This window comes from Gilliamella sp. App6-5 (genome assembly GCF_001690525.1).
In the GTDB taxonomy this organism is placed as follows: domain Bacteria; phylum Pseudomonadota; class Gammaproteobacteria; order Enterobacterales; family Orbaceae; genus Gilliamella; species Gilliamella apicola_H.
Genome location: NZ_LZGT01000101.1, coordinates 63,132 through 88,525 on the forward strand (window position 1 = coordinate 63,132; position 25,394 = coordinate 88,525).

At 35.8% G+C, this 25,394-nt stretch carries 23 protein-coding genes, 2 pseudogenes and 1 riboswitch; of the genes and pseudogenes, 13 read left to right on the forward strand and 12 right to left on the reverse strand.

Going from position 1 to position 25,394, the window contains the following annotated elements:
* The 5 genes from A9G24_RS11805 to A9G24_RS11825 all read left to right on the forward strand — a co-directional run bounded on the left by A9G24_RS11805 (nt 1) and on the right by A9G24_RS11825 (nt 4,059).
* A complete protein-coding gene (locus tag A9G24_RS11805; RefSeq protein ID WP_065639196.1) occupies nt 1–780 on the forward strand; it encodes a methyltransferase domain-containing protein in 780 nt (259 codons plus the stop codon).
* 101 nt (nt 781–881) lie between these two features.
* Nucleotides 882–1,808: an ADP-glyceromanno-heptose 6-epimerase gene (rfaD, locus tag A9G24_RS11810; RefSeq protein WP_065639197.1), complete on the forward strand. Its 927-nt coding sequence runs from the start codon at nt 882–884 to the stop codon at nt 1,806–1,808.
* Between the two features lie 14 nt (nt 1,809–1,822).
* On the forward strand, nt 1,823–2,872 hold the full coding sequence (rfaF, locus tag A9G24_RS11815; protein WP_065639198.1) for an ADP-heptose--LPS heptosyltransferase RfaF: 1,050 nt from the start codon (nt 1,823–1,825) through the stop codon (nt 2,870–2,872).
* A complete protein-coding gene (gene rfaC, locus A9G24_RS11820) occupies nt 2,872–3,834 on the forward strand; it encodes a lipopolysaccharide heptosyltransferase RfaC (RefSeq protein WP_065639199.1) in 963 nt (320 codons plus the stop codon). The genes rfaF and rfaC overlap by 1 nt, the downstream gene beginning before the upstream one ends.
* Before the next feature lie 24 nt (nt 3,835–3,858).
* Nucleotides 3,859–4,059, forward strand: coding sequence for a YaeP family protein (locus A9G24_RS11825; protein WP_065586289.1), 201 nt, complete (start codon nt 3,859–3,861; stop codon nt 4,057–4,059).
* Here A9G24_RS11825 and A9G24_RS11830 read toward each other — a convergent pair.
* The 3 genes from A9G24_RS11830 to trmA form a co-directional block, all read right to left on the reverse strand.
* Nucleotides 4,052–5,464 (reverse strand): heavy metal sensor histidine kinase, encoded by a 1,413-nt coding sequence (locus A9G24_RS11830; protein ID WP_065639200.1) that lies wholly within the window; start codon nt 5,462–5,464, stop codon nt 4,052–4,054. The two genes, A9G24_RS11825 and A9G24_RS11830, sit on opposite strands and share 8 nt — an antisense overlap.
* Nucleotides 5,442–6,128 carry a heavy metal response regulator transcription factor gene (locus A9G24_RS11835; RefSeq protein ID WP_065639201.1) on the reverse strand — a complete coding sequence of 229 codons (687 nt, stop codon included), beginning with the start codon at nt 6,126–6,128 and terminating at the stop codon, nt 5,442–5,444. The genes A9G24_RS11830 and A9G24_RS11835 overlap by 23 nt, the downstream gene beginning before the upstream one ends.
* Nucleotides 6,129–6,492: 364 nt before the next feature.
* Nucleotides 6,493–7,590 carry a tRNA (uridine(54)-C5)-methyltransferase TrmA gene (gene trmA / locus A9G24_RS11840; RefSeq protein ID WP_065639202.1) on the reverse strand — a complete coding sequence of 366 codons (1,098 nt, stop codon included), beginning with the start codon at nt 7,588–7,590 and terminating at the stop codon, nt 6,493–6,495.
* 367 nt (nt 7,591–7,957) lie between these two features.
* On the opposite strand from trmA, the gene srmB reads away from it, so the two are divergent.
* Together srmB and A9G24_RS11850 are read left to right on the forward strand one after the other, a co-directional pair.
* Nucleotides 7,958–9,268, forward strand: coding sequence for an ATP-dependent RNA helicase SrmB (gene srmB, locus A9G24_RS11845; RefSeq protein ID WP_065639203.1), 1,311 nt, complete (start codon nt 7,958–7,960; stop codon nt 9,266–9,268).
* A gap of 122 nt (nt 9,269–9,390) precedes the next feature.
* Nucleotides 9,391–9,993, forward strand: a complete 603-nt coding sequence (locus tag A9G24_RS11850) for a peroxiredoxin C (protein WP_065639204.1) — start codon at nt 9,391–9,393, stop codon at nt 9,991–9,993.
* A gap of 103 nt (nt 9,994–10,096) precedes the next feature.
* On the opposite strand, the gene A9G24_RS11855 is transcribed toward A9G24_RS11850, so the two are convergent.
* Both A9G24_RS11855 and A9G24_RS11860 read right to left on the reverse strand, forming a co-directional pair.
* The gene (locus tag A9G24_RS11855) at nt 10,097–10,411 is read right to left on the reverse strand and encodes a DMT family transporter (RefSeq protein WP_065639205.1); all 315 of its coding nucleotides are present in this window, start codon (nt 10,409–10,411) and stop codon (nt 10,097–10,099) included.
* Between the two features lie 27 nt (nt 10,412–10,438).
* Complete coding sequence (locus A9G24_RS11860) at nt 10,439–10,762, reverse strand: DMT family transporter (RefSeq protein ID WP_218056304.1); 324 nt, start codon at nt 10,760–10,762, stop codon at nt 10,439–10,441.
* A gap of 554 nt (nt 10,763–11,316) precedes the next feature.
* Between A9G24_RS11860 and A9G24_RS11865 the strand changes: the two genes are divergently transcribed.
* The 3 genes from A9G24_RS11865 to A9G24_RS11875 are packed head-to-tail and all read left to right on the forward strand — an operon-like array spanning nt 11,317 to nt 13,548.
* Complete coding sequence (locus A9G24_RS11865) at nt 11,317–11,973, forward strand: nucleoside recognition domain-containing protein (RefSeq protein ID WP_065639206.1); 657 nt, start codon at nt 11,317–11,319, stop codon at nt 11,971–11,973.
* Nucleotides 11,966–12,433 carry a YjiG family protein gene (locus A9G24_RS11870; protein WP_065639207.1) on the forward strand — a complete coding sequence of 156 codons (468 nt, stop codon included), beginning with the start codon at nt 11,966–11,968 and terminating at the stop codon, nt 12,431–12,433. The genes A9G24_RS11865 and A9G24_RS11870 overlap by 8 nt, the downstream gene beginning before the upstream one ends.
* A 14-nt stretch (nt 12,434–12,447) precedes the next feature.
* Entirely contained in the window at nt 12,448–13,548 is a 1,101-nt protein-coding gene (locus A9G24_RS11875; RefSeq protein WP_065639208.1) for an amidohydrolase, read from the forward strand.
* A gap of 108 nt (nt 13,549–13,656) precedes the next feature.
* Here A9G24_RS11875 and ribB read toward each other — a convergent pair whose 3' ends face one another.
* From ribB to eco, 6 genes and pseudogenes are all read right to left on the reverse strand, one after another.
* Nucleotides 13,657–14,301: a 3,4-dihydroxy-2-butanone-4-phosphate synthase gene (ribB, locus tag A9G24_RS11880; protein ID WP_065639209.1), complete on the reverse strand. Its 645-nt coding sequence runs from the start codon at nt 14,299–14,301 to the stop codon at nt 13,657–13,659.
* Nucleotides 14,302–14,488: 187 nt separating this feature from the next.
* A riboswitch (FMN riboswitch) is annotated at nt 14,489–14,664 on the reverse strand.
* Nucleotides 14,665–14,772: 108 nt separating this feature from the next.
* The gene (locus A9G24_RS11885; RefSeq protein WP_442902770.1) at nt 14,773–15,531 is read right to left on the reverse strand and encodes an ABC transporter permease subunit; all 759 of its coding nucleotides are present in this window, start codon (nt 15,529–15,531) and stop codon (nt 14,773–14,775) included.
* A gap of 243 nt (nt 15,532–15,774) precedes the next feature.
* A pseudogene (locus A9G24_RS11890) lies at nt 15,775–16,659 on the reverse strand (ABC transporter permease subunit); the annotation flags it as partial.
* A gap of 306 nt (nt 16,660–16,965) precedes the next feature.
* The gene (gene potG / locus A9G24_RS11895) at nt 16,966–18,102 is read right to left on the reverse strand and encodes a putrescine ABC transporter ATP-binding subunit PotG (protein WP_081303183.1); all 1,137 of its coding nucleotides are present in this window, start codon (nt 18,100–18,102) and stop codon (nt 16,966–16,968) included.
* Nucleotides 18,103–18,203: 101 nt separating this feature from the next.
* Entirely contained in the window at nt 18,204–19,313 is a 1,110-nt protein-coding gene (locus tag A9G24_RS11900; protein WP_065639210.1) for an extracellular solute-binding protein, read from the reverse strand.
* Nucleotides 19,314–19,651: 338 nt separating this feature from the next.
* Nucleotides 19,652–20,146: a serine protease inhibitor ecotin gene (eco, locus tag A9G24_RS11905; RefSeq protein ID WP_065639211.1), complete on the reverse strand. Its 495-nt coding sequence runs from the start codon at nt 20,144–20,146 to the stop codon at nt 19,652–19,654.
* A 101-nt stretch (nt 20,147–20,247) separates the two neighbouring features.
* Here eco and ydiK point away from each other — a divergent pair, with 101 nt between their 5' ends.
* Together ydiK and pssA are read left to right on the forward strand one after the other, a co-directional pair.
* Nucleotides 20,248–21,300, forward strand: a complete 1,053-nt coding sequence (ydiK, locus tag A9G24_RS11910; protein ID WP_065639212.1) for an AI-2E family transporter YdiK — start codon at nt 20,248–20,250, stop codon at nt 21,298–21,300.
* Between the two features lie 195 nt (nt 21,301–21,495).
* Nucleotides 21,496–22,854 (forward strand): CDP-diacylglycerol--serine O-phosphatidyltransferase, encoded by a 1,359-nt coding sequence (gene pssA / locus A9G24_RS11915; RefSeq protein ID WP_442902771.1) that lies wholly within the window; start codon nt 21,496–21,498, stop codon nt 22,852–22,854.
* Nucleotides 22,855–23,396: 542 nt separating this feature from the next.
* Here pssA and A9G24_RS11920 read toward each other — a convergent pair.
* Complete coding sequence (locus tag A9G24_RS11920; protein ID WP_065639214.1) at nt 23,397–23,711, reverse strand: hypothetical protein; 315 nt, start codon at nt 23,709–23,711, stop codon at nt 23,397–23,399.
* A 656-nt stretch (nt 23,712–24,367) separates the two neighbouring features.
* Between A9G24_RS11920 and A9G24_RS11925 the strand changes: the two are divergent.
* Nucleotides 24,368–25,394, forward strand: a pseudogene (locus A9G24_RS11925) (DNA mismatch repair protein MutS); the annotation flags it as partial.

Consider the following 25,394-nt stretch of genomic DNA (forward strand, 5'->3'; position numbering starts at 1 on the left):
ATGAATAAACAAGATCGTAATTTTGATGACATCAGCAATAAATTTGCACAAAATATTTATGGCACAACCAAAGGCAAAATTCGCGAAGCGGTAATATGGAAAGAACTAGAAAAAATTTTATCAACTTATCCAACCAATAAGCCACTAACCATACTTGATGCCGGCGGTGGGCAAGGCCAAATCGCCTGCAGACTTGCCAAGCTTGGACATCAAGTAACACTCTGTGATATTTCTGAACAAATGCTGGCAGTGGCAAAACAAAAAGCTCAAGCAGAAAAGGTAAATATAAATTGTCTTTGCTGCCCTATTCAACAGCTTGATAACTTAATTAGCCAACAGTTTGATTTAGTCATTTGTCATGCAGTTTTAGAATGGATAGCTGAGCCAATTGAATTAATAACATCATTAAAAAAACATCTAAACCCCGAGGGTTATTTATCGTTAATGTTTTATAACTATCATGCGCTTTTATTTAAAACCGTTACATTAGGCAATTTTGGTTACACGCAATCGGGTTTAGCTAAACGCAAAAAAAAGACACTTTCTCCTGATTTTCCAAGAGTTCCAACAGACGTATATCACTGGCTTACACAGCTAGATTTTACTATCTTACAAAAAACAGGGATTCGCATTTTTCATGATTATCTTACCAATAACTCCAAAGCCGAAACTCACTTTGAGCAGTTATTAGAACTTGAACAAAAGTATTGCCAAATTGAACCTTATCTTAATTTAGCAAGATATATATTAGTTACCGCAAAAAATAAAATAAACTCATAAATAAACCCGTACTCACCATGCATTTTTAAATGATTACTCGAAAATTTTGTCATAAATCGGTATGATAAGCAGATTAATTTTATTGGTTAAGGAAAATAAGCATGATTGTTGTAACTGGCGGTGCCGGATTTATTGGTAGTAATATTGTGAAAGGTCTAAATGATCTAGGACATAAAGACATTTTGGTTGTTGATGATTTAACCGACGGCACTAAATTTGCCAATTTGGCTGATCTAGATATTGCCGATTATATGGATAAAGACGAGTTTATCGCAGCTATTATTAGTCATGAAGATCTCGATATTGATGTTGTTTTTCACCAAGGCGCTTGTTCATCAACCACTGAATGGGATGGTAAATTTATGATGGAGAACAACTATGACTATTCAAAAGACTTACTGCATTACTGTTTAGACTTCAACATTCCATTTTTATATGCATCATCTGCCGCAACTTATGGTGGACGCAGTGATAACTTTATTGAAGATCGCGCTTACGAAAAACCTTTAAATGTTTATGGATATTCTAAGTTCTTATTCGACCAATACGTAAGACAACTATTACCCCAAGCTAATTCACCGGTTTGCGGATTCCGCTATTTTAATGTCTATGGACCTCGCGAATCGCACAAAGGTAGCATGGCAAGTGTTGCATTTCATTTAAATGAACAGATTAACAAAGGTGAAAAACCAAAACTCTTTGCTGGTAGTGAGAATTTTAAACGTGACTTTATTTATGTTGGTGATGTCGTTGCGGTCAATTTATGGTTCTGGAAAAACAAAATCTCGGGCATTTATAACTGTGGAACAGGTCGAGCAGAATCATTTCAAGCTGTTGCTGATGCGGTACTTGACTATCATAAAAAAGGCGAAATTGATTATATTACTTTCCCTGAGCATCTAAAAGGGCGTTACCAAAGCTATACTCAAGCTGATATGACTAAATTTAGACAAACAACATGTCCAATTGAATTTAAAACTGTTGCTGAAGGAACTGCGGAATATATGAAATGGCTCAATGAACAATAAAGGGAATTAATTAAATGAAAACACTCATTATTGGTCCTTCATGGGTTGGCGATATGATGATGTCGCAAAGTTTGTATCGCACATTAAAACAACTTGATTCTAATAATCAAATTGATGTATTAGCACCGGCTTGGTGTCGAGCGCTGTTAAATAAAATGCCAGAAGTAAATCAAGCAATTGCAATGCCATTAGGCCATGGTGAGTTTGCTTTAGCAAAACGTCGCGAAATAGGAAAATCACTGCGTGATAACCATTATGATCAGGCAATTGTGTTGCCTAATTCTTTCAAATCGGCAATGATTCCATTTTTCGCAAAAATTCCTAAGCGCACAGGCTGGAAAGGTGAAATTCGCTATGGATTATTAAATGACCTACGAAAACTCGATAAACAGGCATTTCCGTTAATGGTTGAACGCTATATAGCCCTTGCATATCCCAAAGATCAAATTCATGCGTCTTCTGATTTACCACAACCACTATTGCGGCCTAAACTTAATGTCGAACAAGATGAGATAACCCACGCCCTTTCAACCTTTGCTATTACACAAGATGAACCTTTAATTGGCTTTTGCCCAGGCGCTGAATTTGGTCCAGCAAAACGTTGGCCTGATTATCATTACGCAGCACTTGCCGATATGTTAGTTAAACAGCATGCTAAAATTATTATTTTTGGTTCCCAAAATGATCGTATAGTGGGTGAACAAATCATTGCCAAAATGATACATCGCGATAAGTGCATTAATCTAGCCGGTCAAACCGAATTAGAGCAAGCAGTTAGTCTCATTGCAGCTTGTAAAGCCATTGTGACTAATGACTCAGGATTAATGCATATCGCTGCCGCTTTAGACAGACCTCTAGTTGCACTTTATGGACCAAGTAGCCCTGATTTTACCCCACCACTGTCTGATAAAGCCAAAGTTATCCGCCTAATTACCGGATACCATCGCGTCCGTAAAGGCGATGCCGAACAAGGTTATCATCAAAGTCTAATCGATATAAAACCCGATACTGTATTTGAAACCTTGATGAAACTTATCATACGTTGCCAAAAGAGTAATGAATAATGCGAGTATTAGTGGTTAAAACGTCATCCATGGGGGATGTGCTCCATACTCTACCGGCATTAACGGATGCTACTAACAACTTACCTGATATCACTTTTGATTGGGTAGTAGAAGAAAATTTTGCCCAAATACCCAGCTGGCACTTTGCAGTCAATAAAGTGATCCCCGTTGCAATAAGACGCTGGCGAAAAAATTGGTTTGCCAAAGCAATTCGCCAAGAGCGGCATGATTTTATTCATACCTTAAGGCAACAACAATATGATGTAATTATTGATGCGCAAGGACTCATTAAAAGTGCATTTCTTATTACTCGTAAAACCCAAGGCATTAAGCATGGTTTGAATCGAAAAAGTATCAAAGAACCTATTGCCAGTTGGTTTTATGATATAAAACACAATGTACCCAAACAGATGCATGCCATTGAGCGCATTAGATTGCTGTTTGCGCAAAGCCTACAGTACAAGCTACCTAATTCAATGGGTGATTATGCTATTGCACGCCACTTTTTATCTTCACTACCTAGCGATAATCAGCAGTATCTGATTTTTTTACACGCAACAACACGCGATGAAAAGCATTGGAATGAAGATGCTTGGCGAAAATTAATTAAATTAGTTGAACCGACAGGATTAAAAATAAAGCTACCATGGGGGGCGCCACATGAACAAGCAAGAGCAATTCGCTTAGCTCAAGGCTTTCAACATGTCGAAGTACTTCCCAAACTTCCACTTTCTAATATAGCAACGATTATTGCTGGAGCAAAAGCGGTTGTTTCGGTTGATACAGGATTAAGTCACCTAACAGCCTCATTAGATCGTCCTAACATTACTTTATTTGGCAAAACCGATCCAAATTTGATAGGCGGCTATGGAAAAAATCAATTCAGCATTATATCAAACGAAAAAAATATGCAAACCATTCAAGCCGAACAGGTTTATCAACAGTTAGTTAAATTTTTATAAGTGGAATCAAAAGAAATGAATCTAATGAATAAATATAGTGCACTTGTTTGTGAAAAGTATGCGCAAATTGGCAGTAATGACCTCGGTTATATTGAAGATGCTTTAGGCGCCGTTATGCAAGTATTGGATGAAGTTGTTCGTAACAATCAAGTACCACAAGATCTGAAAGATAAAGCTGCTTATGCCGCAGCTAATTTATTGATCAGCGACTTTGATGTTAAATAGCCGTTGGTAAATTAATAATAAATCTCGTAGATTGCTCATCGGATTCAGCATAAATAGAGCCTTTATGTGTTTCAACAATGGATTTAACGATCGCAAGCCCTATGCCTGTACCCGAACGATCTTTACCATTACGGTGACGTGATTCATCAACCCGATAAAACCGCTCAAAAAGATGTGGCAAATGTTTGCTATCAATTTTTTTACCTGGGTTAGCTATAGTAATCCTAATGCGTTTCTCACTGACTTGGCTTAAAGTTATAGTGATAATTCGGTTTTCTGGTGTATAACGAATTGCATTGGATAAAATATTACTAATTGCTCGCCCTAACATCATCTTATCCCCTTGAATATGGGAACAATTACCTTCAAGATTAAAGATAATATTTTTCTCATCAGTAAGTGGTTCAAAATACTCACACATCATTGTGATCATATCATGTAAATCAATATCAATTAAATTAGGTACCAGTTGACGATTATCTGCTTGAGCTAAAAATAGCATATCAGAAATCATCTGCGACATTTTTTCGTATTCTTCTAAATTAGAATATAAAATCTCACGGTATTCATTCGTCGATCTAGCATTACTGAGCACAATTTGCGTTTGAGTTGTTAGATTGGTAATCGGTGTTCGCATTTCATGGGCAATATCTGCCGTAAAATTGCGTTGACGCTGAAACACATCCTCAATACGATTAAGCATATTATTAAATGCTTTGACTAAGCTAACGTATTTAATGGGAACCAGCGATGTAGGAATACGGTAATTCAAGCTTTTAAGATTAATTTTTTCGATCTTTTTAATCAATCGATTAATGGGTTTTTGAGTAAAATAGATACTAATAAAAGAACCAATTAATGCCAAAATACAAGCAATACTAATAAGTAAACCTAAACCATCGTGTAATCGCTGAATAAATTCAATATGTAAATCACGACCAACAGCAGCTATAGTTGTATATTGTTTACCATTTTCAATAACAACGCTTGATGCAGCAACTCGATATGATGCTTTATCTTGATTCCAAACATCAGTGCTATGATTTTTAATAATGGTGTCAAAATCAATCTGAGTTTTAGCAAATGCTAAATTTGGTCCACGTGTTCGGTAAACAATTTTACCTACATCATCAATGATATAAACAAATAAACGATGATGACCAGTTAGAATTAATAACAAATTCTGAATAAATTCATCACGATTATCGTCTGGAGAATAATAAACAAGTTCACGTTCAATAGAATCAATAACCGAATTTAGCTCAGACACATTTTGTTGAATTGAAAGTTTTTCAAAAGAACGTTCAATAAAAAAACTAAAACAATAAAGTAAGCCACAAGTTAACAAGCAAACAACAAGAGGCAAACGAAATGAGATTAACTTATTCGTTTTCGTCCAAGACATCTAACTTATACCCCATTCCACGGACTGTATGAATTAATTTTGGCTCAAAATCAGCATCGATTTTATTACGTAATCGACGAATCGCAACATCAATTACGTTAGTATCACTATCAAAATTCATATCCCAAACTTGAGAAGCAATTAGCGAGCGTGGTAACACTTCACCCGGATAACGTAAAAAATACTCTAATAATAAAAACTCTTTATTAGTTAAATCAATACGTTTATCGCCTCGTGTTACCGTCCGTTTAGGAAGATCCATGACCAGATCAGCAATACTCAATTGAGAATTATTGACTTGAGGAACATTACGTCGAAGCATTGATTTAACTCGTGCCAATAATTCAGCAAATGAAAAAGGTTTTACTAAATAATCATCTGCTCCTAAGTTAAGGCCTTTTACTTTATCTTCTACACGCCCCATAGCAGTGAGTAACATGATTTGGGTATCTTTGCCTGCTTCACGCAGCGACTGAACAATTTTCCAACCAACAATATCTGGCAACATGACATCTAAAATAATTAAATCATAATCCTCAGTCATTGCTTTATGATAACCATCAAGACCATTGTTTGCTAGATCAACAACAAATCCAGATTCAATTAAACCTTGGCGAAGATACTCGCCTGTTTTTTGCTCATCTTCAACTACTAACAATTTCATGTTTGAATACTTCCTTTGTTATTTATCTGGTTGTCGAGATTGCCTAATATCACAACAGAATAAATGATAGACGCCAAACCAAACATGATAGTTTAATGACTATTTTGTAATGATCATGTCATTAATAAGTTTGTTTGTCTTTGCTATAGTAGCTACACAATGATTCATGAGGCTAGACATTATTGTTTCATTGTTTTATTTCCTTTCATCCATTCCTTGCAATTTAATGCAGCCCTAGTTTACCTAGGGTTTTTTTTTATTATAAATCTATGTAACTATGTATATATACTTGAAACAATAAGTAGTAAGGCATAAATATGAGGATATTTTAGCAAAAATATCCAATTTTGAATATTATATCCTGTTATTTTTTACACAACACAATACCTGTTTCGATATGTTCGGTATAAGGAAACTGATCAAACATAGCCAAATGTTGAATTGAATGTGTCTTGGTCAATACCTGCAAATTATCACGCAATGTATAAGGATTACACGAAATATAAACAATAGTTTTATAGGATGTCAATATATCAATGGTATTTAAATCCAATCCACCACGCGGTGGATCAACAAGTACCGTATCACACTGATAATCATCTAAATTAATCCCTTTTAAACGATTAAACTCGCGTTCTTTTTTAATTGCACGGGTAAATTCTTCGGCCGATAATCGTACAACAATAAGATTATCAATGTGGTTAACTGCAATATTATACTGAGCTGAATAAACCGACGCTTTAGCAATTTCGGTTGCCAACACTTTACGAAAGTTTTGCGCCAACGCTATTGAAAAGTTACCATTACCACAATAAAATTCAAGTAAATCACCCGATGAGTTTTTAGTAACGGATACAGCCCACTGTAGCATTTTAATATTTACCGCAGCATTAGGTTGAGTAAAACTATTTTCGACTTGGCGATAAAGAAACGTCTTATCCATTACAGGCAAAGCTTCATCAATATAATCAACATCAATCGCTATTTTTTGATTACTAGCTCGCCCAACAATACTGGCGTCTATGCCCTGTTCAGCTAATTGCACTTTTAATTTTTTTGCTTCAATGATCCACATATCGCTTAATTTTTTGTGATACAAAAGCGTAATTAATAACTGACCACTTAATGTCGAAAAATAATCAATTTGAAACAATAAATGGCGAAGCAACTGATTATGTTGTAACAAAGGTAAAATCGCCTGCATGGCTTGATTAATGAGTTTAGTTGCGATAGGAAATTGATCAATCCTCACCCTTTTTTTTGTTTTTTTATCATACATAATATGATAAAGATCTTCGCCATCATGCCAAATTCTAAACTCAGCACGCATACGATAATGGCTAATAGGCGATGAATATACAGCTAATTCGGGAAGTGAAAAGTCTGATAATAATGCTTTTAAATTATCTATTTTTTTTTCTAATTGTTGATTATAGTTATCATTCGAGAAACATTCGGTCATAGTCATTATCTGATATTGATTATAGGCGTACTATTTAATATGGAATTTTAAGTTAATTTGCGTTAACTTACAAAATGGTTAAGCACCAAACTAATTAAATTAATTTCATGTTTACTGTGTAAATAAATAATCATTTTGCATGGTATAATGATACCATTGATCTTACCACAAATAACCAATGATGATAAGTTTTGCTGAAATAAAGTGTGTAATTATTAGACACACAAAAAGACCATTAAATCACAACAACTTGCATACAATTAAACGCCTCATAAGGAACGAATAATAATCCATCACACTTTTATTGATTGTAGTTATAACAATTGCCGTTATAATGTGCCCTATAATTTTAGATAACAAGAACACTATGACAGCATACACTTTTTCTGATTTAGAATTAGATGATATATTAATTCACAATCTTCAAGCACAAAATATAAATACTCCAACAGTTATCCAAGCGCAAACCATCCCCGTTGCTTTAGATGGCAAAGACATTTTAGGCTCCGCGCCTACGGGTACCGGTAAAACACTGGCTTTTTTAATTCCTGCTGTACAACATTTATTGGACTTTCCACGTCGTAAACCAGGTCCACCACGCATTTTGATTTTAACACCAACGCGTGAACTTGCTATGCAAATTGCCGAACAAGCAAAATTAGTAACCGAATCCACCCATTTAAGTATTGCAACTATTACTGGCGGCGTTGCTTACATGAATCACGCCGAGATATTTAGTAAAAACCAAGATATCGTTATAGCAACAACAGGTCGATTATTACAGTATATAAAAGAAGAGAATTTCGATTGTCGAGCTGTTGAAATGTTGATTTTAGATGAAGCGGATCGCATGCTAGACATGGGTTTTTCGCAAGATGTCGAAACCATATCAGCCGAAACTCGTTGGCGTAAGCAAACTTTATTATTTTCAGCTACACTTGAAGGCGAAGGACTGCATAATTTTGCCAGTCGCATTTTAAATGCACCAATTGAAATCAATGCCGATCCATCACGTAAAGAGCGAAAAAAGATCCTACAATTCTATTATCGTGCTGACGACTTACCCCATAAAGTGGCACTGCTTACTCACTTATTAAAACAACAAGAATTAAAAAAAACCATTGTATTTGTTCGTAAACGTGAACGTGTGCACGAATTAGTTAACCTGCTGCATCAAGCTGGCATCCACAGTTGCTATTTAGAAGGCGAAATGGTACAAGCAAAACGCAACGAAGCGATCAAAAGAATTAGCAATAATACTGTTAATGTACTGGTTGCAACTGATGTTGCAGCGCGTGGAATTGATATTGACGATATCACCCACGTTATTAATTTTGATGCCCCGAAAACCGCAGATGTTTACTTGCACCGCATTGGTCGCACTGCTCGCGCAGGGAAAAAAGGTACTGCAATAACACTGGTCGAAGCACATGATAACGAATTGTTGCAAAAAATTGAGCGCTACATTCAAGAACCGATCAAGTTAAGAATAATTGACGAATTGCGTCCTAAAACAAAAGCGCCAAAACCAGTAACTAAGAAAAAACCTTCACAAAAAGCCAAACAAAAAAGCACAAGCAAAAAACAAGAGCAGGCAAAAATAAAAAAAGTAAAACAGCGCCATCGTGACATTAAAAATAAAGGCAAACCCAAAAGATCAATTACTAATATCAAATGATAATTGAACATTCAATAGTTAAAACTTATGGTATCGATTGCTTATAACAACTTGGACAATAGGTTTTAATTGCTATAATGCTACGCAATATGCTTTACATTTATTTATTAAGGAGAACCACTATGACATTAGTCACTCGACAAGCCCCAGACTTTACATCAACCGCTGTTTTAGGCTCTGGCGAAATTGTTAACAACTTCAATTTATCACAACATATTCAAGGTAAATATGCCGTTATCTTCTTTTGGCCAATGGACTTTACTTTCGTTTGCCCATCAGAAATTATCGCATTTGATAACCGCCTAGAAGAATTTAAAAAACGAGGGGTTGAAGTCATTGGTGTTTCTATGGACTCTGAATATGTACATAACGCATGGCGCAATACACCTCAAGAAAAAGGTGGTATTGGTGAAGTCAAGTTCCCAATTATTGCGGATATCAAACACTCAATTATGCAAGCTTATGGCGTTGAACATCCAGAAGCTGGTGTTGCACTACGTGCTTCATTCTTTATTGATAAATCAGGAGTTGTACGCCATGAAACAATCAATGATTTACCAATTGGTCGTAATATTGACGAAATGATCCGTATTATTGATGCCTTCCAATTCCATGAAGAACACGGCGAAGTTTGCCCTGCACAATGGGAAAAAGGCAAAAAAGGTATGCAAGCAAATCCTAAAGGCGTTGCAAGTTTCTTAAAAGAGCATGCTACCGAAATTTAATTTAATTTAATTTCATTTTTATTCATTCATCCTTATCTTACTTACGCTTTGCGTTACCGGAGTTTATCTCCGGTTTTTTTATTTATTAATTCAGTCACACTCATTATAAAGTAGAATGTAAACCCACAACACCAATGATAATAATGGCCAGTCCAAATAACCGAGGTGTGTTTTTAGGTTCATTAAATAGCAGCATATTAGCTAGCACTGCTCCCGATGTACCAAGGCCAACCCAAACAGGGTACACGATGCTCAATTCAAGATAATGAAGTGAAAAGTAAAAAAGTATAAAAGAAACAAAAAACCCCCCCCAGTACAAAACAAGTCTAAGCAGACTTTTTTGCTCTGCATATAGCTTAAGGCCAATTGCACCAATTACTTCAAAAACTGATGCAATTAATATTAACAGCCATCCCATGATTAAAATTGTCCTTATATTATAATATTAACGATCAGCTCGTTTGAGTTGTACAACACCAATAATAATTAGTGCTACAAAAAAAAGCTGAATTAACTTAATTTCTTTGTCAAAAAGCAATATATCAATTACTGTTGCACCAACTGCACCAACACCCGAAAATATAGCGTAAACCGTGCCTGTGGGTATTGCCCTGCAAGCATTAGTCAAGAATGTAAAATCAACAATAATAAGAGACACAATAATAAGCCATTGCCAAAGCTCTGTTGCGATGCTAAATCCCAAAATCCAACATAATTCAAAAAAGCAGGTCAGCATCACAAATGCCCACTCTTTATTCACGCTAAACATAGCTACCTCGCTTTTGCTATTTTATTTTTTGCTGTAATCTATTTTTAAATATAGTATTTGATTATGCTCTATTGCCGATAAGCAATGGTTAAACAAAAGATGGTTCGCAAATAAAAAATTTGCCACCAAAAGATTTTAATTGCTATATATCTCTAACCACTAAATCAGAATGGTCTAATGTTCATGAAACATTGTCATGGTTTTTGTTATTATTTTTCAATTATGTAGATAATTTTATATTGATAAAATATAAATGACAAGAACCAAATAGTATAATTCAATGTTTTACATATTATGCAAATTGACTTACCAACCCCAATATCTTATCGCATCGTATCTTTTTAGCAAGATATAAAAAAATAGATGAATTATTAGAAAAAAATAAAAATAGTTATACTTTTCGATTTTATTTAAATTGTTATAGAATGCTAAAATAGCACTTTTAGACTATTTTTTGACTGAAAAATAGATTAAACGCTTTTCGCGCTTATTAAGTATGGCTATTTATAGGGTATATCAAAAAGTTAAACATAATAAAATAAAGGGTAGATGGCATGTCAAAAAAATCAGACAATGAATTTAAAGTAGGTATAAAAGCTTACGTGTCACTTGTGGTTGCAATCTTGTTTTTTTCAGGTTTGTTTTTTAATGTAGAAGGTAAAGAATGGCTAGGCGCATTTGATTTTACTAGCTTAAGTGGTAAATTTGGCACCATGCTCCATCCCGAAAAGAATACCTTTGTAGGCGAAGGGGGGAACAGTGCAAGAGCTGGATTTATTTTTGCTTTATCTCTTATACCAACCGTTATGTTAGCGTTAGGTGTGTTAGAGATCTTTACCCATTACGGCACAATCCGTGCAGCACACAAATTGTTAACGCCATTATTAAAACCAATTTTAGGCGTTCCAGGCAAAACAGGACTTGCACTAATTACCGATCTACAAAGCACTGATGCAGGTGCGGTATTAACCAAAGAGTTATATGACGAAAAGCAAATTACCAAAAAAGATTTGATCATTATTAGTGCTTGGCAATATTCTGGTGCCGGTTTAATCAATAACTACTTTTCGATTGGTTCAGCACTATTTGCCTCAATGACTGTGGCAATTTTTATTCCTCTTGTTATTATGTTAGTGCTTAAATTTGTTGGCGCCATACTGGTCCGCTTGGTATTAAATTCAATTTATAAAAAGGATTTTATCAATGAGTAATTCACAAAAACAAACAAATAATCCTTTAGATATCTTTGTTATTGGTGCGCGCAAAGGATTCAATATCGCCATTAACAATTTAATGCCAAACATCTTAATGGCATTTGTGATCACCGAAATTTTAAAACGTTTAGGTATAATGCAATTAATTGGAACTTATTGCGCACCAGTCATGGAAATTTTTGGCTTACCTGGCGAAGCCATTACCGTACTATTGACCGCATGGTTATCGGCATCAGCGGGGACTGGTGTTGCCGTTAACTTATTTACTAGCGGCACACTCAATACAACAGCAATAACCATTCTTACTCCTGCTATTTTCTTGATGGGATCACAATTGCAATATATGGGGCGATTATTAGGCGTTGCCGATGTACCTAAAAAATACTGGCCGTTGCTTATGTTAACCAGTATTTTTAATGCACTTATTGCAATGATTATTATGCGATTTATTGCTTGATAAAGGAGATCTCAATGTCTAATATATTAGAACATTATCAATATTTACATCAAATTCCTGAATTGGGATTTGAAGAACACAAAACATCGGCATATATTGCACAGCAGCTTGAACAAGTCGGTTATAAGGTAAGCCGTAATATTAATAATACAACTGGGATTATTGCCCAATATGATAGCGGAAAACTAGGTCCAGTACTTGCTTTACGGGCTGATATGGATGCATTGGGTCATATCATTGATGGTAAGCATTGTGCAAGGCACACATGTGGTCATGACGGCCACTCATCAATATTATTAACTGCGGCACAAGAACTAATAAAAGAAAACAACATCAAAAAAGGACGATTAAAACTGATCTTCCAACCAGCTGAAGAGCTTGGTTCAGGCGCTTTAGCAATGATTGAAGGTGGCGTTATTGACGATGTTGACATGATTATCGGCTTACATTTACGCCCTAAAGATGAATGTCCTAAAGGCTTTGCCTCAGCAGCAATGTACTATTCGGCATCCACTACCGTTGAAGCCAATATTCATGGAATACCTGCGCATGGTGCTCGCCCACATTTAGGCATTAATGCGCTTGATGCAACAGCACTTGCCATTCAGGCGGTTAACACCATTCACCTTGCACCAAGTTTAACTTATAGCGTCAAAGCAACACGTTGCATTTGTGATGCTGGGGTAACTAATGCCATTCCATCTGAAGCGTATGTATGTTGGGATCTAAGAACCTCAACAAACCCAGCTATGAATGAACTCAAAGCCAAAACTCTAAATGCAATAAAACTCAGTGCCGAATCTATCGGTGCGAAAGTGGATATTAATGTCACTAAAGAGATCCCAGCTGCTGAAATTGATAACGATGTCACCCAAATTATTGCCGAAGCAATTGTTGATGTACTTGGAAAAGCGGGTTTAAAAGATCCAATCTTTACTCCAGGTGGAGAAGATTTTTTCAACTATCCATGTCAACGCGATGTCAAAGCTGGCTTTTGGGGATTAGGTGCTGATTTAACCCCAGGATTACATCATCCAGAAATGAAGTTCGACACTTCAGCATTAGAAAACGGCGTCAAAATAACAAAAGCCTGTGCATTAAAAGTACTTGGTTGATTTCAACTTCTATCCGCCGATACTTTCGGCGGAAAGTGGCATAAATAGCAAACAATATTTTAATATTACTATAATTTAAAACAATTATTTAAAGTCACTTTTTTATTACTACACTGTTAACGATTTACGGTACTCAACAATATCTTCAATGGTCACAACAGGCATATGATATTGTTTAGCAAACATAACCACTTCAGGTGCTCTTGCCATAGTACCATCATCGTTGGTTAACTCACACAAAACTGCGGCAGGTTTTAAACCTGCTAGTGTCACTAAATCAAGCGACGCTTCAGTATGGCCTCGGCGAACTAAAACACCGCCCTCTTTAGCAACTAAAGGAAACACATGCCCGGGATGATTAAGATCACTAGGTTTGGCGTTATCATTCACTGCTGCTTTAATCGTAGTAACGCGATCAGCAGCTGATACACCAGTTGTAACTCCATTAGCAGCTTCAATCGAAATAGTAAATGCTGTATTGTTTTTGCTAGTGTTATTTTCCACCATCATTGGCAAATGCAACTCTTCACAGCGTTTTTGTGGTAAACATAAACACACAATACCACTGCCGTAACGAATAGTCAGCGCCATTTGCTGGCTAGTAATGGACTCGGCAGCCCAAATAATATCGCCTTCGTTTTCACGATCTTCATCGTCTAAAACCAGCACCCCTTGACCGGCTTGAATTGATGCGATCGCTTTTTTGACACGTTCGATGGGCGTTCCAAACTCATTTAAATTAAACTGATTCATGGTAAATACCTATATATTTTCACTTGCTCATTTCATTATTTACTTAATCAACTTTAAATAGCCGTTTAACCATTTAACGATGATCTATTTAGCCATCAAATTAATTAAGTACAAATAAATAAAATACCAGAATCAGGGCAGTGCTCGACTAGCATGGTTTTGCCTTTCAGCAAATATTGGAAAGATAAGCAACTCTCTTTTATCCAGACTTTAACTGTCGGCTTTGGAATTTCACCAAATCTGCTTGACCTTAACCTTCAAAATTAACCGAATAATGAAAAAATCACCACAATTAACAAGACAAATTAAGCGCTCGTGGGCTATACCACCGGTGGGGACTTACACCCCGCCCTGAGAATTTTGCCAAAAAGATTGACGAGTCACACTATAATACAAAATGATAAAAAAAACACGGAGATTTTAAAATGAAATATTGCCGCAAAGCGCGGCAATAATAAAAAGTAAGGAGTGTTAATGCATATGAGTTTCATTTATTCGACGTCGTTCAGCTTGACGCATCCATAACCATGAAATAAACCCAATGATACCAACGATCAATAAAATAATAGTGGCAAGCGCATTAACTTGCGGATCGACGCCTAATTTCACTTTTGAAAAGATCAGCTTCGGTAATGTCATTGCTCCCGGCCCCGTTACGAAATTAGCAATCACCACATCATCAAGTGATAAAGTAAATGCTAATAGCCAGCCAGAAACCAATGCTGGTGCAATCATTGGCAAGGTAATAATAAAGAACACTTTTAATGGATTCGCGCCTAAATCTAATGCAGCTTCTTCAATCGATTTATCAAGTTCACGAAGTCTTGCACTAATTACAACAGTCACATAAGCAGTACAAAATGTAGTATGTGCCATCCAAATAGTTATTGCGCCTCGATCTTTTGGCCAACCAAGCGCCTGTCCCATACCAACAAATAAGAGTAATAATGCCAAACCAGTAATAACATCGGGCATAACTAAGGGTGCTGTTGTCATAAATGAGAATAGGTTAGATCCAAGGAATTGTCTAAAACGAATAATCGCATAAGAGGCTAACGTACCCAATACAATAGCAAGTGTGGCAGCTCCAGCAGCAATGGATAAACTCAATCCCACAGCTTTAAGTAACGTCTTGTTATAAATTAATTCAAAATACCATCTAGTCGAAAAATCAGCCCAAACGGTCACTAACCGAGAGCTATTAAATGAGTAAATAATTAAAATAATCATTGGGATATATAAAAAAGAAAATACCACCAATAAAATTAGTCCTTTCAAGCATCTAAAAAACAGGGCAATCGTGACTAATGCCGTAATAATGAAGCTAAAAATCATGCAATCACAATAAAAGCGACTATCACCAAGAAGCGCTAATCCCGATGTTGAAATCAAAACACTCAATAGAATCGTACCTAACAATGAAGAGATAAATACGATCACAGCCGATCGTGTAATAACGGGTAAATTGTTCATCTATTTACCTCCTAATTGTCGATTTTGGAATTTATTGAAATAGTAAATTGGTACAATTAATATTATCAACATCACACTAGCAACGGCCGAAGCAGCTGGCCAATCATGATTGTTAAAAAATTCAGTCCAAAGCTGCGTACCAATCATAATCCCTTCTGAAGGGCCGAGTAACTCAGGGATCACATATTCACCCACAGCAGGAATAAACACTAACATACCACCAGCAATAACTCCATTTTTGGTTAAAGGAACAATAATTCTGAAAAACGTCTTAATTGGCTTACATCCTAAGTCCAATGCGGCCTCAATAAGTGTTGTATCCACTTTACTTAATGAAGTATAAATAGGTAATACCACAAATGGCAAATAAGAATAAACAATACCGATATATACAGCAAAATAGGTTTTCATAATAATCAAAGGCTGATCAATAACACCTAACCACATTAAAAAGTGATTTAATAAACCATTAGGATTCAAAATACCAATCCATGCGTAAACACGAATTAAAAAGGACGTCCAAGATGGTAAAATAATCAATAACAATAATATATTACGCGTTGATGATTTGCATTGCGAAATCGCCCAAGCTAAAGGGTAACCAATCAAAATACAAAGCACAGTCGAAATCGCCGCAATCTTAAGCGATTGCAAATACGAATCAATGTAAATAGTATCGCTGATTAGATTTAAATAATTGCCAAAATTTAACGTAATATTAAGCAAACCCTCATCATAACTTAATAAGTCAGTATAAGGTGGCACAGCTAAGGCTATTTCAGAAAAACTAATCCTAAACACTATTAAAAATGGCAATAAAAATAGCAATAACATCCATAGATAAGGAATAGCAATAACAATCAACCGCCCATAAAGAGTCATCAAATCGGCTTCTGAACGTTGTTGTTGCATTTTTTTATAAGCAAAATAGATTGCCACAAGCCCAGCAGGCACAAATAATATACTGCCTGCAATAATCAGCCGATAGGCAAACTTAGATGGCTTATAATTTGCTAAATATAACCCCAAGCATGACAATAAAAAACTCAATGTCATTGCGGTAAATAGTGCATCTAAAAATAAATTATCAAATGCACCTGTTGTTGCAAAACGCCAATAAACATTGAGCAACACAAATGCATTTAATAACAATCCTAATACAATGGATCGCATTATGATATCCTCTTTTGTTTATTCAGTAAGCACAACACAACTATCAACTTCCCAACTTAAGTTAACTGTGTCACCCCAAGTTGGCATGCCTTTGCGATAGCGATGCTCATTTTGTAGCTGTGCAATAATAATTTGCCCGCTTGGTAATTTAACATGATAAATAGATAGATCTCCAAGATAAGCGATTTCGACAACTTCACCTGTTGCAACATTGTAAGCATCTTCTGGGATTTCGTCACATAATTTAATTTTTTCTGGACGCAGCGCGACCTGAGTTGGTACACCTTCAACTGCAGGTGAATCATAATCAACTTTTAAAGGGCGCTTAATCATAGGGCAGTTAATGATCAAACCATCTTCTTGCGTCTCTTGCAAAATACCGTCAAAAACATTTACCGAACCAATAAATTCGGCACTATAGCGGCTATTTGGATGTTCATAAATTTCTTCAGGCTCACCAATTTGTACAAATTGACCTTTATTCATAATCGCAATACGCCCCGCCATGGTCATGGCCTCTTCTTGATCATGAGTAACCATCACACACGTTGCCCCCACTTGTTCTAAAATGCTCACCACTTCAAGTTGCATTCGATCACGAAGCTGTTTATCAAGCGCCCCCATAGGCTCATCAAGTAACAATAATTTTGGCCGTTTGGCTAAACTTCTGGCTAAAGCCACACGTTGGCGCTGTCCACCTGATAGCTGGTGTGGTTTACGTTTGCCAAATTGTTCCATATGCACAAGTGCTAACATTTCTTCAACGCGTTGCTTAATTTCGTCATGATTTAATTTATCTTGTTTTAAACCAAAGGCTATATTTTGCTCAACCGACATGTGAGGAAACAGAGCATACGATTGGAACATCATATTAATTGGACGATCATAAGGTGGAACTTGCGATAAATCTTTACCATCAAGAATGATTTGCCCCGACGTAGGCTGTTCAAAACCCGCAAGCATGCGTAATAAAGTTGATTTACCACTACCCGATGCGCCTAATAAGGCAAAGATTTCACCAGTATAGATAGTCAAATTGACATCATCAACGGCATAATAATCATCATTAAAAACTTTGGTTAAATTTTTGATCTCCAATAGTGGAGTTATCATCTTTTTTTTAGGCTGTACCTGATTTGTTGTTTTATCGTTCACTCTTTTTTCCTCATAACAACAAGCCAAAAAAACGAGACGGAAAGACTAAATAGCCTCTCCGTCTTGGATTATCACTTAATATTCGATAGACAAAATATCGATTATTTCCCCGTTTTGAGTTTTGTCCATGTACGGGTAATTACACGTTCAAGTTTAGGATCTTTAACTTGTAAAGTGAATAGTTTTTTCATCACTTCAGGTTTTGGATAAACCGCTGGATCGTTCTTCACCTCTGATTTTACAAAGTTATCGTTAGCCTCTTTATTAGCGCTAGCAAAGTTCACATCGTTAGTAACTTGTGCGGCAATTTCAGGTTTCATCACAAAATTTAAAAACTCGTGAGCTTCGTCAGGGTTTGCAGAATCTTTTGGAATAGCAAAGGTATCAAAAAAAACTAATGCGCCTTCTTTTGGAATTTGATAACCAATATGCACACCATTTTTCGCTTCGTTTGCTCTATTTCGTGATTGTAAAATATCGCCAGACCAACCTAAAATCACACAAATATCGCCATTTGCTAAATCAGTAATATATTGTGAAGAATGGAAGTAACGAATATTTGGTCTCACCTTTTCTAACAACTCATAAGCAGCACCAGTATAATCTTTAGCGTCAGTACTGTTTGGATCTTTACCTAAATATTGAAGTGCACTCGCAAAGATTTCGGTTGGTGCATCTAAAAATGCCACTCCACAATCTTTGAGTTTTTCCATATTTTCAGGTTTAAACACTAAATCCCAGCTATCAACCGGTGCATTATCACCTAAACGTTCTTTAACTTTATCAATGTTATAACCGATACCTGTTGTCATCCATACATAAGGGATGGCATATTTATTATTAGGATCATGGGTTTCCATTAATTTCATTAAATTTGGATCTAGATTTTTCCAGTTAGGTAATTTACTTTTATCTAATGGAAGATAGATATCAGATTTAATCTGTCTAGCTAAAAAACTATCTGAAGGTGAAACCACATCAAAGCCAGAGTGACCAGCCATTAATTTACCTTCAAGTGCTTCGTTTGAATCATAAACATCATAAACCAATTTAATACCAGTTGATTTTTCAAAATCCGAAATAGTATTAGAACCGATTTGCCCAGCCCAATTGTAAAAATGCACGACGCGATCTTTAGCAATAGCAGATTGAGATAACGCTAGTGAAACACCAGCCACGATTGAAAGAATTGTTTTACGTTGAGTAAACATGCTCACCACTTCTCCTCTAGTTGTAGGGATATTACATGTCAGACACAAGCCCATTGCAAAGACACAACGGACCCCCAAATTTTGCTATCGACGATACTAACAATGATATAAATAACCAATATCATAATCGCCCAGCGAAACCGAGGTAATCAGGCAATCACAGGTCATTAATAAAATAAATGAACGAGTAGAGCTAACCTTGCATTACGAGGGATAAAATACCTTTTTTTTAAAAGATGTCCACTTAAAAAATCAAATATTAGAAGTTTAGGTATTGAGTGGTTACATTTTAACCACTCAAGGAGTAAGTAATAGCCAATTAACAATAATTAACGGGATTATTCGGCGCTAGCTTGCATAATTTTAGCATTTGGTTGCCAAACACGGTATTTAACTTGCAAATCGTTTGGCACATAAAAAACTAACGGTACACTACTATTATAATTAAATAAACCTAAATTATGGTTAATTGTCACAAATTGATTTTTATTAGTACCTTCAGGACAAGCCATTAAGGTTGAAATATTACCAACCGTCTTTTCAACAACGTAATAAGAATAACCCCAACCTTTAAGCTCTTCTTGTTTAACTACACCACCTAAATTATGAAAATTACAATCAACATTCATCTCTTTCCCAATAATTACTTCGACTTTTGTATTATTTTCATTAGCAATAGCAGGCAAATGGATAGCATAACGCGTAAAACCAACTTGAGCTGCGGGGAATGGTGCTGTATCATTGGCATTTTGCGCAACAGGCTTTACTTTTGGGGAATTTGCACACGCGGTTAACGTCACACCTAATAATGTTAATAACAGTAATTTTTTCATTTCAAATCTCCACTAAATAATTAATCATAAACACCATCATATTAATTTTGAATGATAATGCGTATAATAGCGCAATCTAGATTAATAAATATGGTACAAAAATGCCAGCAGAAAAAAACACTACCGATCTACTCAAGCTGATTTTAAACCTATTAATCATTGGGTTGCTAATCATTATTACCTATCGTGTTATTGAAGTTTTCTTATTCGGATTCTTCTGGGCTGTGATGGTGGTCATCGCCACTTGGCCATTAATGATAAAAATTCAGCAAAAGCTATTTAACAAACGCTGGTTATCACTCTTAGTGATGGCGCTAATATTATCGTTTGTTTGCATTATACCTTTTATATTAATTATTAGCTCGGTAGCACAAAATGGTCACCATCTTATTGAATGGGCCAAAACATTATCCCATCAAAAACTACCCACTCTTGACTGGCTTGAAAGCATACCGGCCTTTGGCTCTGAACTACACCAAAAATGGTTAAACCTGATTCAAACTGATGGTACCGATTTAGTGACAACTATACAGCCTTATGTTGGCACCATGATAGGCTGGTTACTTGAACAAGCCACCAATATTGGCATGTTCATCTTTCATGCTGGTGTGATGATTATTTTTAGCCTATTACTCTTTTTAAGAGGTGAAAACATCACCAAGTACGTCTATTTATTAGCCAATCGGCTTTCAAAACAATATGGTGAAACCACCGTCACCTTAGCAGGGCAATCCATACGTGCAGTGGCACTTGGCGTTGTGGTTACCGCCATCACTTTAGCCTTAATTGGCGGGTTAAGTTTTATATTAACCAGAATGCCGTTATCGGGCGTATTAACGCTAATCTTATTTATTTGCTGTGTGGCACAAATTGGTCCTGTAGTTGTTATGCTTGGGTGCATCCTTTGGCAATTTTGGGCGGGCAACACCACTGCGGGCATCGTATTAATTGTTGTGGCAATCATCTTAACCACTTTAGATAGTGTAATGCGAGCCTACTTAATAAAAAAAGGCGCCAACTTACCGTTTTTACTCATATTATTTGGGGTGATTGGGGGGCTACTTGGCTTTGGCATAATGGGATTATTTATTGGGCCTGTAGTACTAGCATTAACATACAAAATAATTCAAACATGGGTTGATGAACAATCCTAAACCATTTATTATCATCCAGTAATAAAGCATTAAGAGCATAAGCACGTTGCTAAAGGCGTAATAAAAAACCACTTAATCGAAAGCAACTTAGCCAAAATGCACATAATTTAAAAGGAGTATTATTTTACTGGCCTTATTCGGGTTACATAGATAAACAACATCGCCACGTAACTAGCCAGTTATAATGATAAATAAATCATGCGAATACCATTTATAAAATATAATCACCAAAAGCACCTTGATGAATTAGCTAAAATTCAACAAGATGCTAGGCAATACTACATATGCGTAAATCCAAAAGCGTACCGACTTGCTTTAATCGAAAGTATAAAAAAAGCTCAGCACCGTATTTATATTGTCGCGCTCTATCTAGAGCAAGATGAAGCGGGGCAAGAAATTCTTAACGAACTGTATCAAATAAAACAACAGCGTCCAAATTTAGATATCAAAATATTTGTTGACTGGCACCGTGCACAGCGAGGGCGGATTGGCGAAGACAAAGCCCATACCAATGCCAATTATTATTACCAACTAAAACAGCAACACCCTGATATCGACATTCCCATTTATGGCGTGCCAGTTAATCGCCGCGAAATACTTGGTGTACTGCATCTAAAAGGATTTATCATTGATGACACTGTCATTTACAGCGGTGCTAGCATTAACAATGTATACTTACACAAACGTGAAAAATATCGTTATGATCGTTACCATTTTATTACTAATCCATTATTAGCGGACAGCATGGTACAGTTTATACTCGACCACTTTTTGCCATATCAAGCGCTGCAACTGCTTAATACGGGTACGCACAAAACCCGCAAACAAATCAAGTCAGAAATAAAAACCCTACGCCAGCATTTAATGGATGCTAGCTATCAATACAATGCCAATGCTGATAACCAAACCTTATCAGTTTCGCCAATTATGGGGCTTGGACGCAATAATGCATTAAATAAAATTATCCATCACCTCATTAATGTAACCGAACAACAAATCACCTTTTGTACGCCTTACTTTAATTTGCCAAGCATTTTAGTGCGCGACATCATTCGCCTGCTACGTAAAGGTCGCCAAGTCGAACTGATTATTGGCGACAAAGAAGCCAACGACTTCTATATCCCGCCAGACAAACCTTTTAATATATCGGGTGGATTACCGTACTTATACGAAATCAACTTAAGAAGCTTTATTGAGCGCCTGCAACCTTTTATTGATAAAGAGCAACTTATCATACGCCTATGGAAAGATGAAAACCAAACCTATCACCTAAAAGGTATCTGGGTAGATAATAAATGGGTACTTATAACTGGCAATAACCTAAACCCACGAGCATGGCGGCTTGATCTGGAAAACGGCATATTAATACACGATCCAAAACAAGAATTAAGAGATAAGTTCAATCAAGAACTTAACACTATTCGCCAAAAAACCACGTTGGTTACGCACTTTCAACAAATCCAAGCAAGCCAATTTTATCCTAGCCAAGTCCATAAATTAATAAAACGACTTAGTCGAATAAAAGTGGATAGGATTATTAAGCGGTTGCTATAAAAGTGTTTCGTTTAAGCTTTTGCTGAAAAACCTTGAAAACCTTTAAAAAAAAGCTTTCCTGATAAACATAGCGACGCCAATCATTCCTGTTTGGCGTGCTAACCTCTCTCTGTTATCGGCTCATTCCGACGAAGGATTAATGCTTGTATTAATATTTTGGACATTATAAAAATTGGCATATTTTTTTATAAAAAACTTTAAGTATCATGTTGATTTTATTATTTTTTACGTTTTTAAGTAAAATTAATGCGTTATCGGGTACTTTTGTGTGTTTTGGGTAGGTGTTAATTATTAGCGGATATTTGTTGGGTTGCCCTGCTAAACGATGGGATAGCCGAAAGAGTGAGAGGTACGTTAACGGAAATGTGGCATAATCAGCAAATATTTAGTGATTTAACAAAAGAGAAAAAACAAAAGCTTTAGCAATTTCCAGTAAAACGCCTTATGAGCTTTTAAAGGATTATTTTAATCAAGAAGTGAAAACAACTTGGCATTTCCTTACATGTTTTTTTAATGAGATCTGATTACTTACGTTTGTAAACTTATATCAAACGATATGTTCTTTTTGAAGGATTAAAATGCTGTTTATCTTTAATTAACTCATATTGCCATAATAAAATGCCATTTCTGATTTTAATTATAAAGCTATTTGCAATATCATAATGTTGCTTTTTCTCGCCATAATAATAAGACAATTTGTGATTAATATAACGTATTTTATTTATTGATCCACCCTCAACTTTTTGAATATCTAAAGCAAAGCTAATAGAATCTAAAGCACCTTTGTTTCGATAAATAGTAAAAAATTTTATTGGAGAAAACAAAAATTCTTTTTTTACCCAATTTAGATGATGCAATCGTTATTTTTTCTTTATCATAAAATATTTCCATATGTTCATCTAAAAAATTTTCTGCTGCTGTAGCTTGATACATGATACCAATCAAGATTACAACTAAGAAAAGTAAAAATAAAGGAAAAGCATGTAGGGAAGAATTGTTTGTAGAGCTACACAAACAAATAAAAAAAATTGCATGTACTACGATCATTGACCAATAGATTAGGAAAAAAAGCGAAATATTTTCGATAATTTACTGAATAAAATTGATAATAACGATCCATTATTTACTTTTGCCCATTTTATTAATACAAAACTGATGTAAAAAATTACACTGCAAGACAAAGATAAAAAACTTTTTTACATTCAAATTGTCAAATAATAAAACCGTATAAACGAGTATATATTTTAAAGTGTTGGGCTCATCATGAGCCCAACACTTTAAAATACAAACAGATCCATTTTACATTAAGCTCCAAATAATCCTCTGTAATAAACCAATAATCAGTTATAATAAAATTATTATATGAATGATTACATCATACAACTTACATTTATCAGACTTTTAATAACACTACAAATAAGGAATCAGTGCAATTTTATGCATTTTAATGATACTTTGTAAGAATTGTGAATTTGACTTATTACGTTGAAAGATAAAAAACCGAAATAATGCCATGATGAATGAAGACAATTTAACCGACCACACACCAATGATGCGGCAGTATTTAAGATTAAAAGCCGAAAATCCCGATATTTTGCTTTTTTATCGCATGGGTGATTTTTATGAGATGTTTTATGATGATGCCAAGCGTGCCTCGCAGCTTTTAGATATTTCGCTCACAAAGCGTGGCTCGTCAAATGGTGAACCGATTCCTATGGCGGGGGTGCCTTATCATGCGGTTGAAAGTTATTTAGCCAAGTTAATCTCACTAGGTGAATCGGTGGCTATTTGTGAACAAATAGGCGATCCAGCAACAACCAAAGGGCCTGTTGAACGTAAAGTGGTTCGTATTGTTACTCCTGGCACAGTCAGTGATGAATTATTACTAGAAGATCGCAAAGATAATTTACTTGCTTCAATCTGGCAAAATAAAAACCATTATGGCTATGCCACACTCGACATTAGTTCTGGTCGCTTTTATGTTTTTGAATGTGACAACTTTGAGGCGATGCAAGCTGAACTGCAACGTACTAGCCCTGTTGAATTGCTATATCCAGAAGAATTTCAATCCATGCCATTAATTGAAAATCGCCATGGTCTGCGCCGTCGTCCACAATGGGACTTTGATCTTGAAACGGCAAAACAACAGCTTAATTTGCAATTTGGCACCAATGATTTAGTTGGATTTGGTGTAGAAGCATGCAATTATGCACTTTGTGCTGCGGGTTGCTTATTGCAATATGTTAAAGATACGCAGCGCACTGCTCTGCCTCATATACGTTCCATTATCAAGCAATCGACCAATGACTTTGTTGTGCTAGATGCCGCAACCCGTCGCAATCTTGAAATTACCGAAAATCTAACAGGTGGAACACAAAATACGGTTGTAGACATACTCGATAAAACCCAAACGCCAATGGGCAGCCGTATGCTTAAACGTTGGTTACACTCACCAATCCGTAATTTAACAATATTACAAAATCGGCAACAAGCGATTAGTGAATTACAAAATTATATTGATGATGTTAATCCGCTACTAA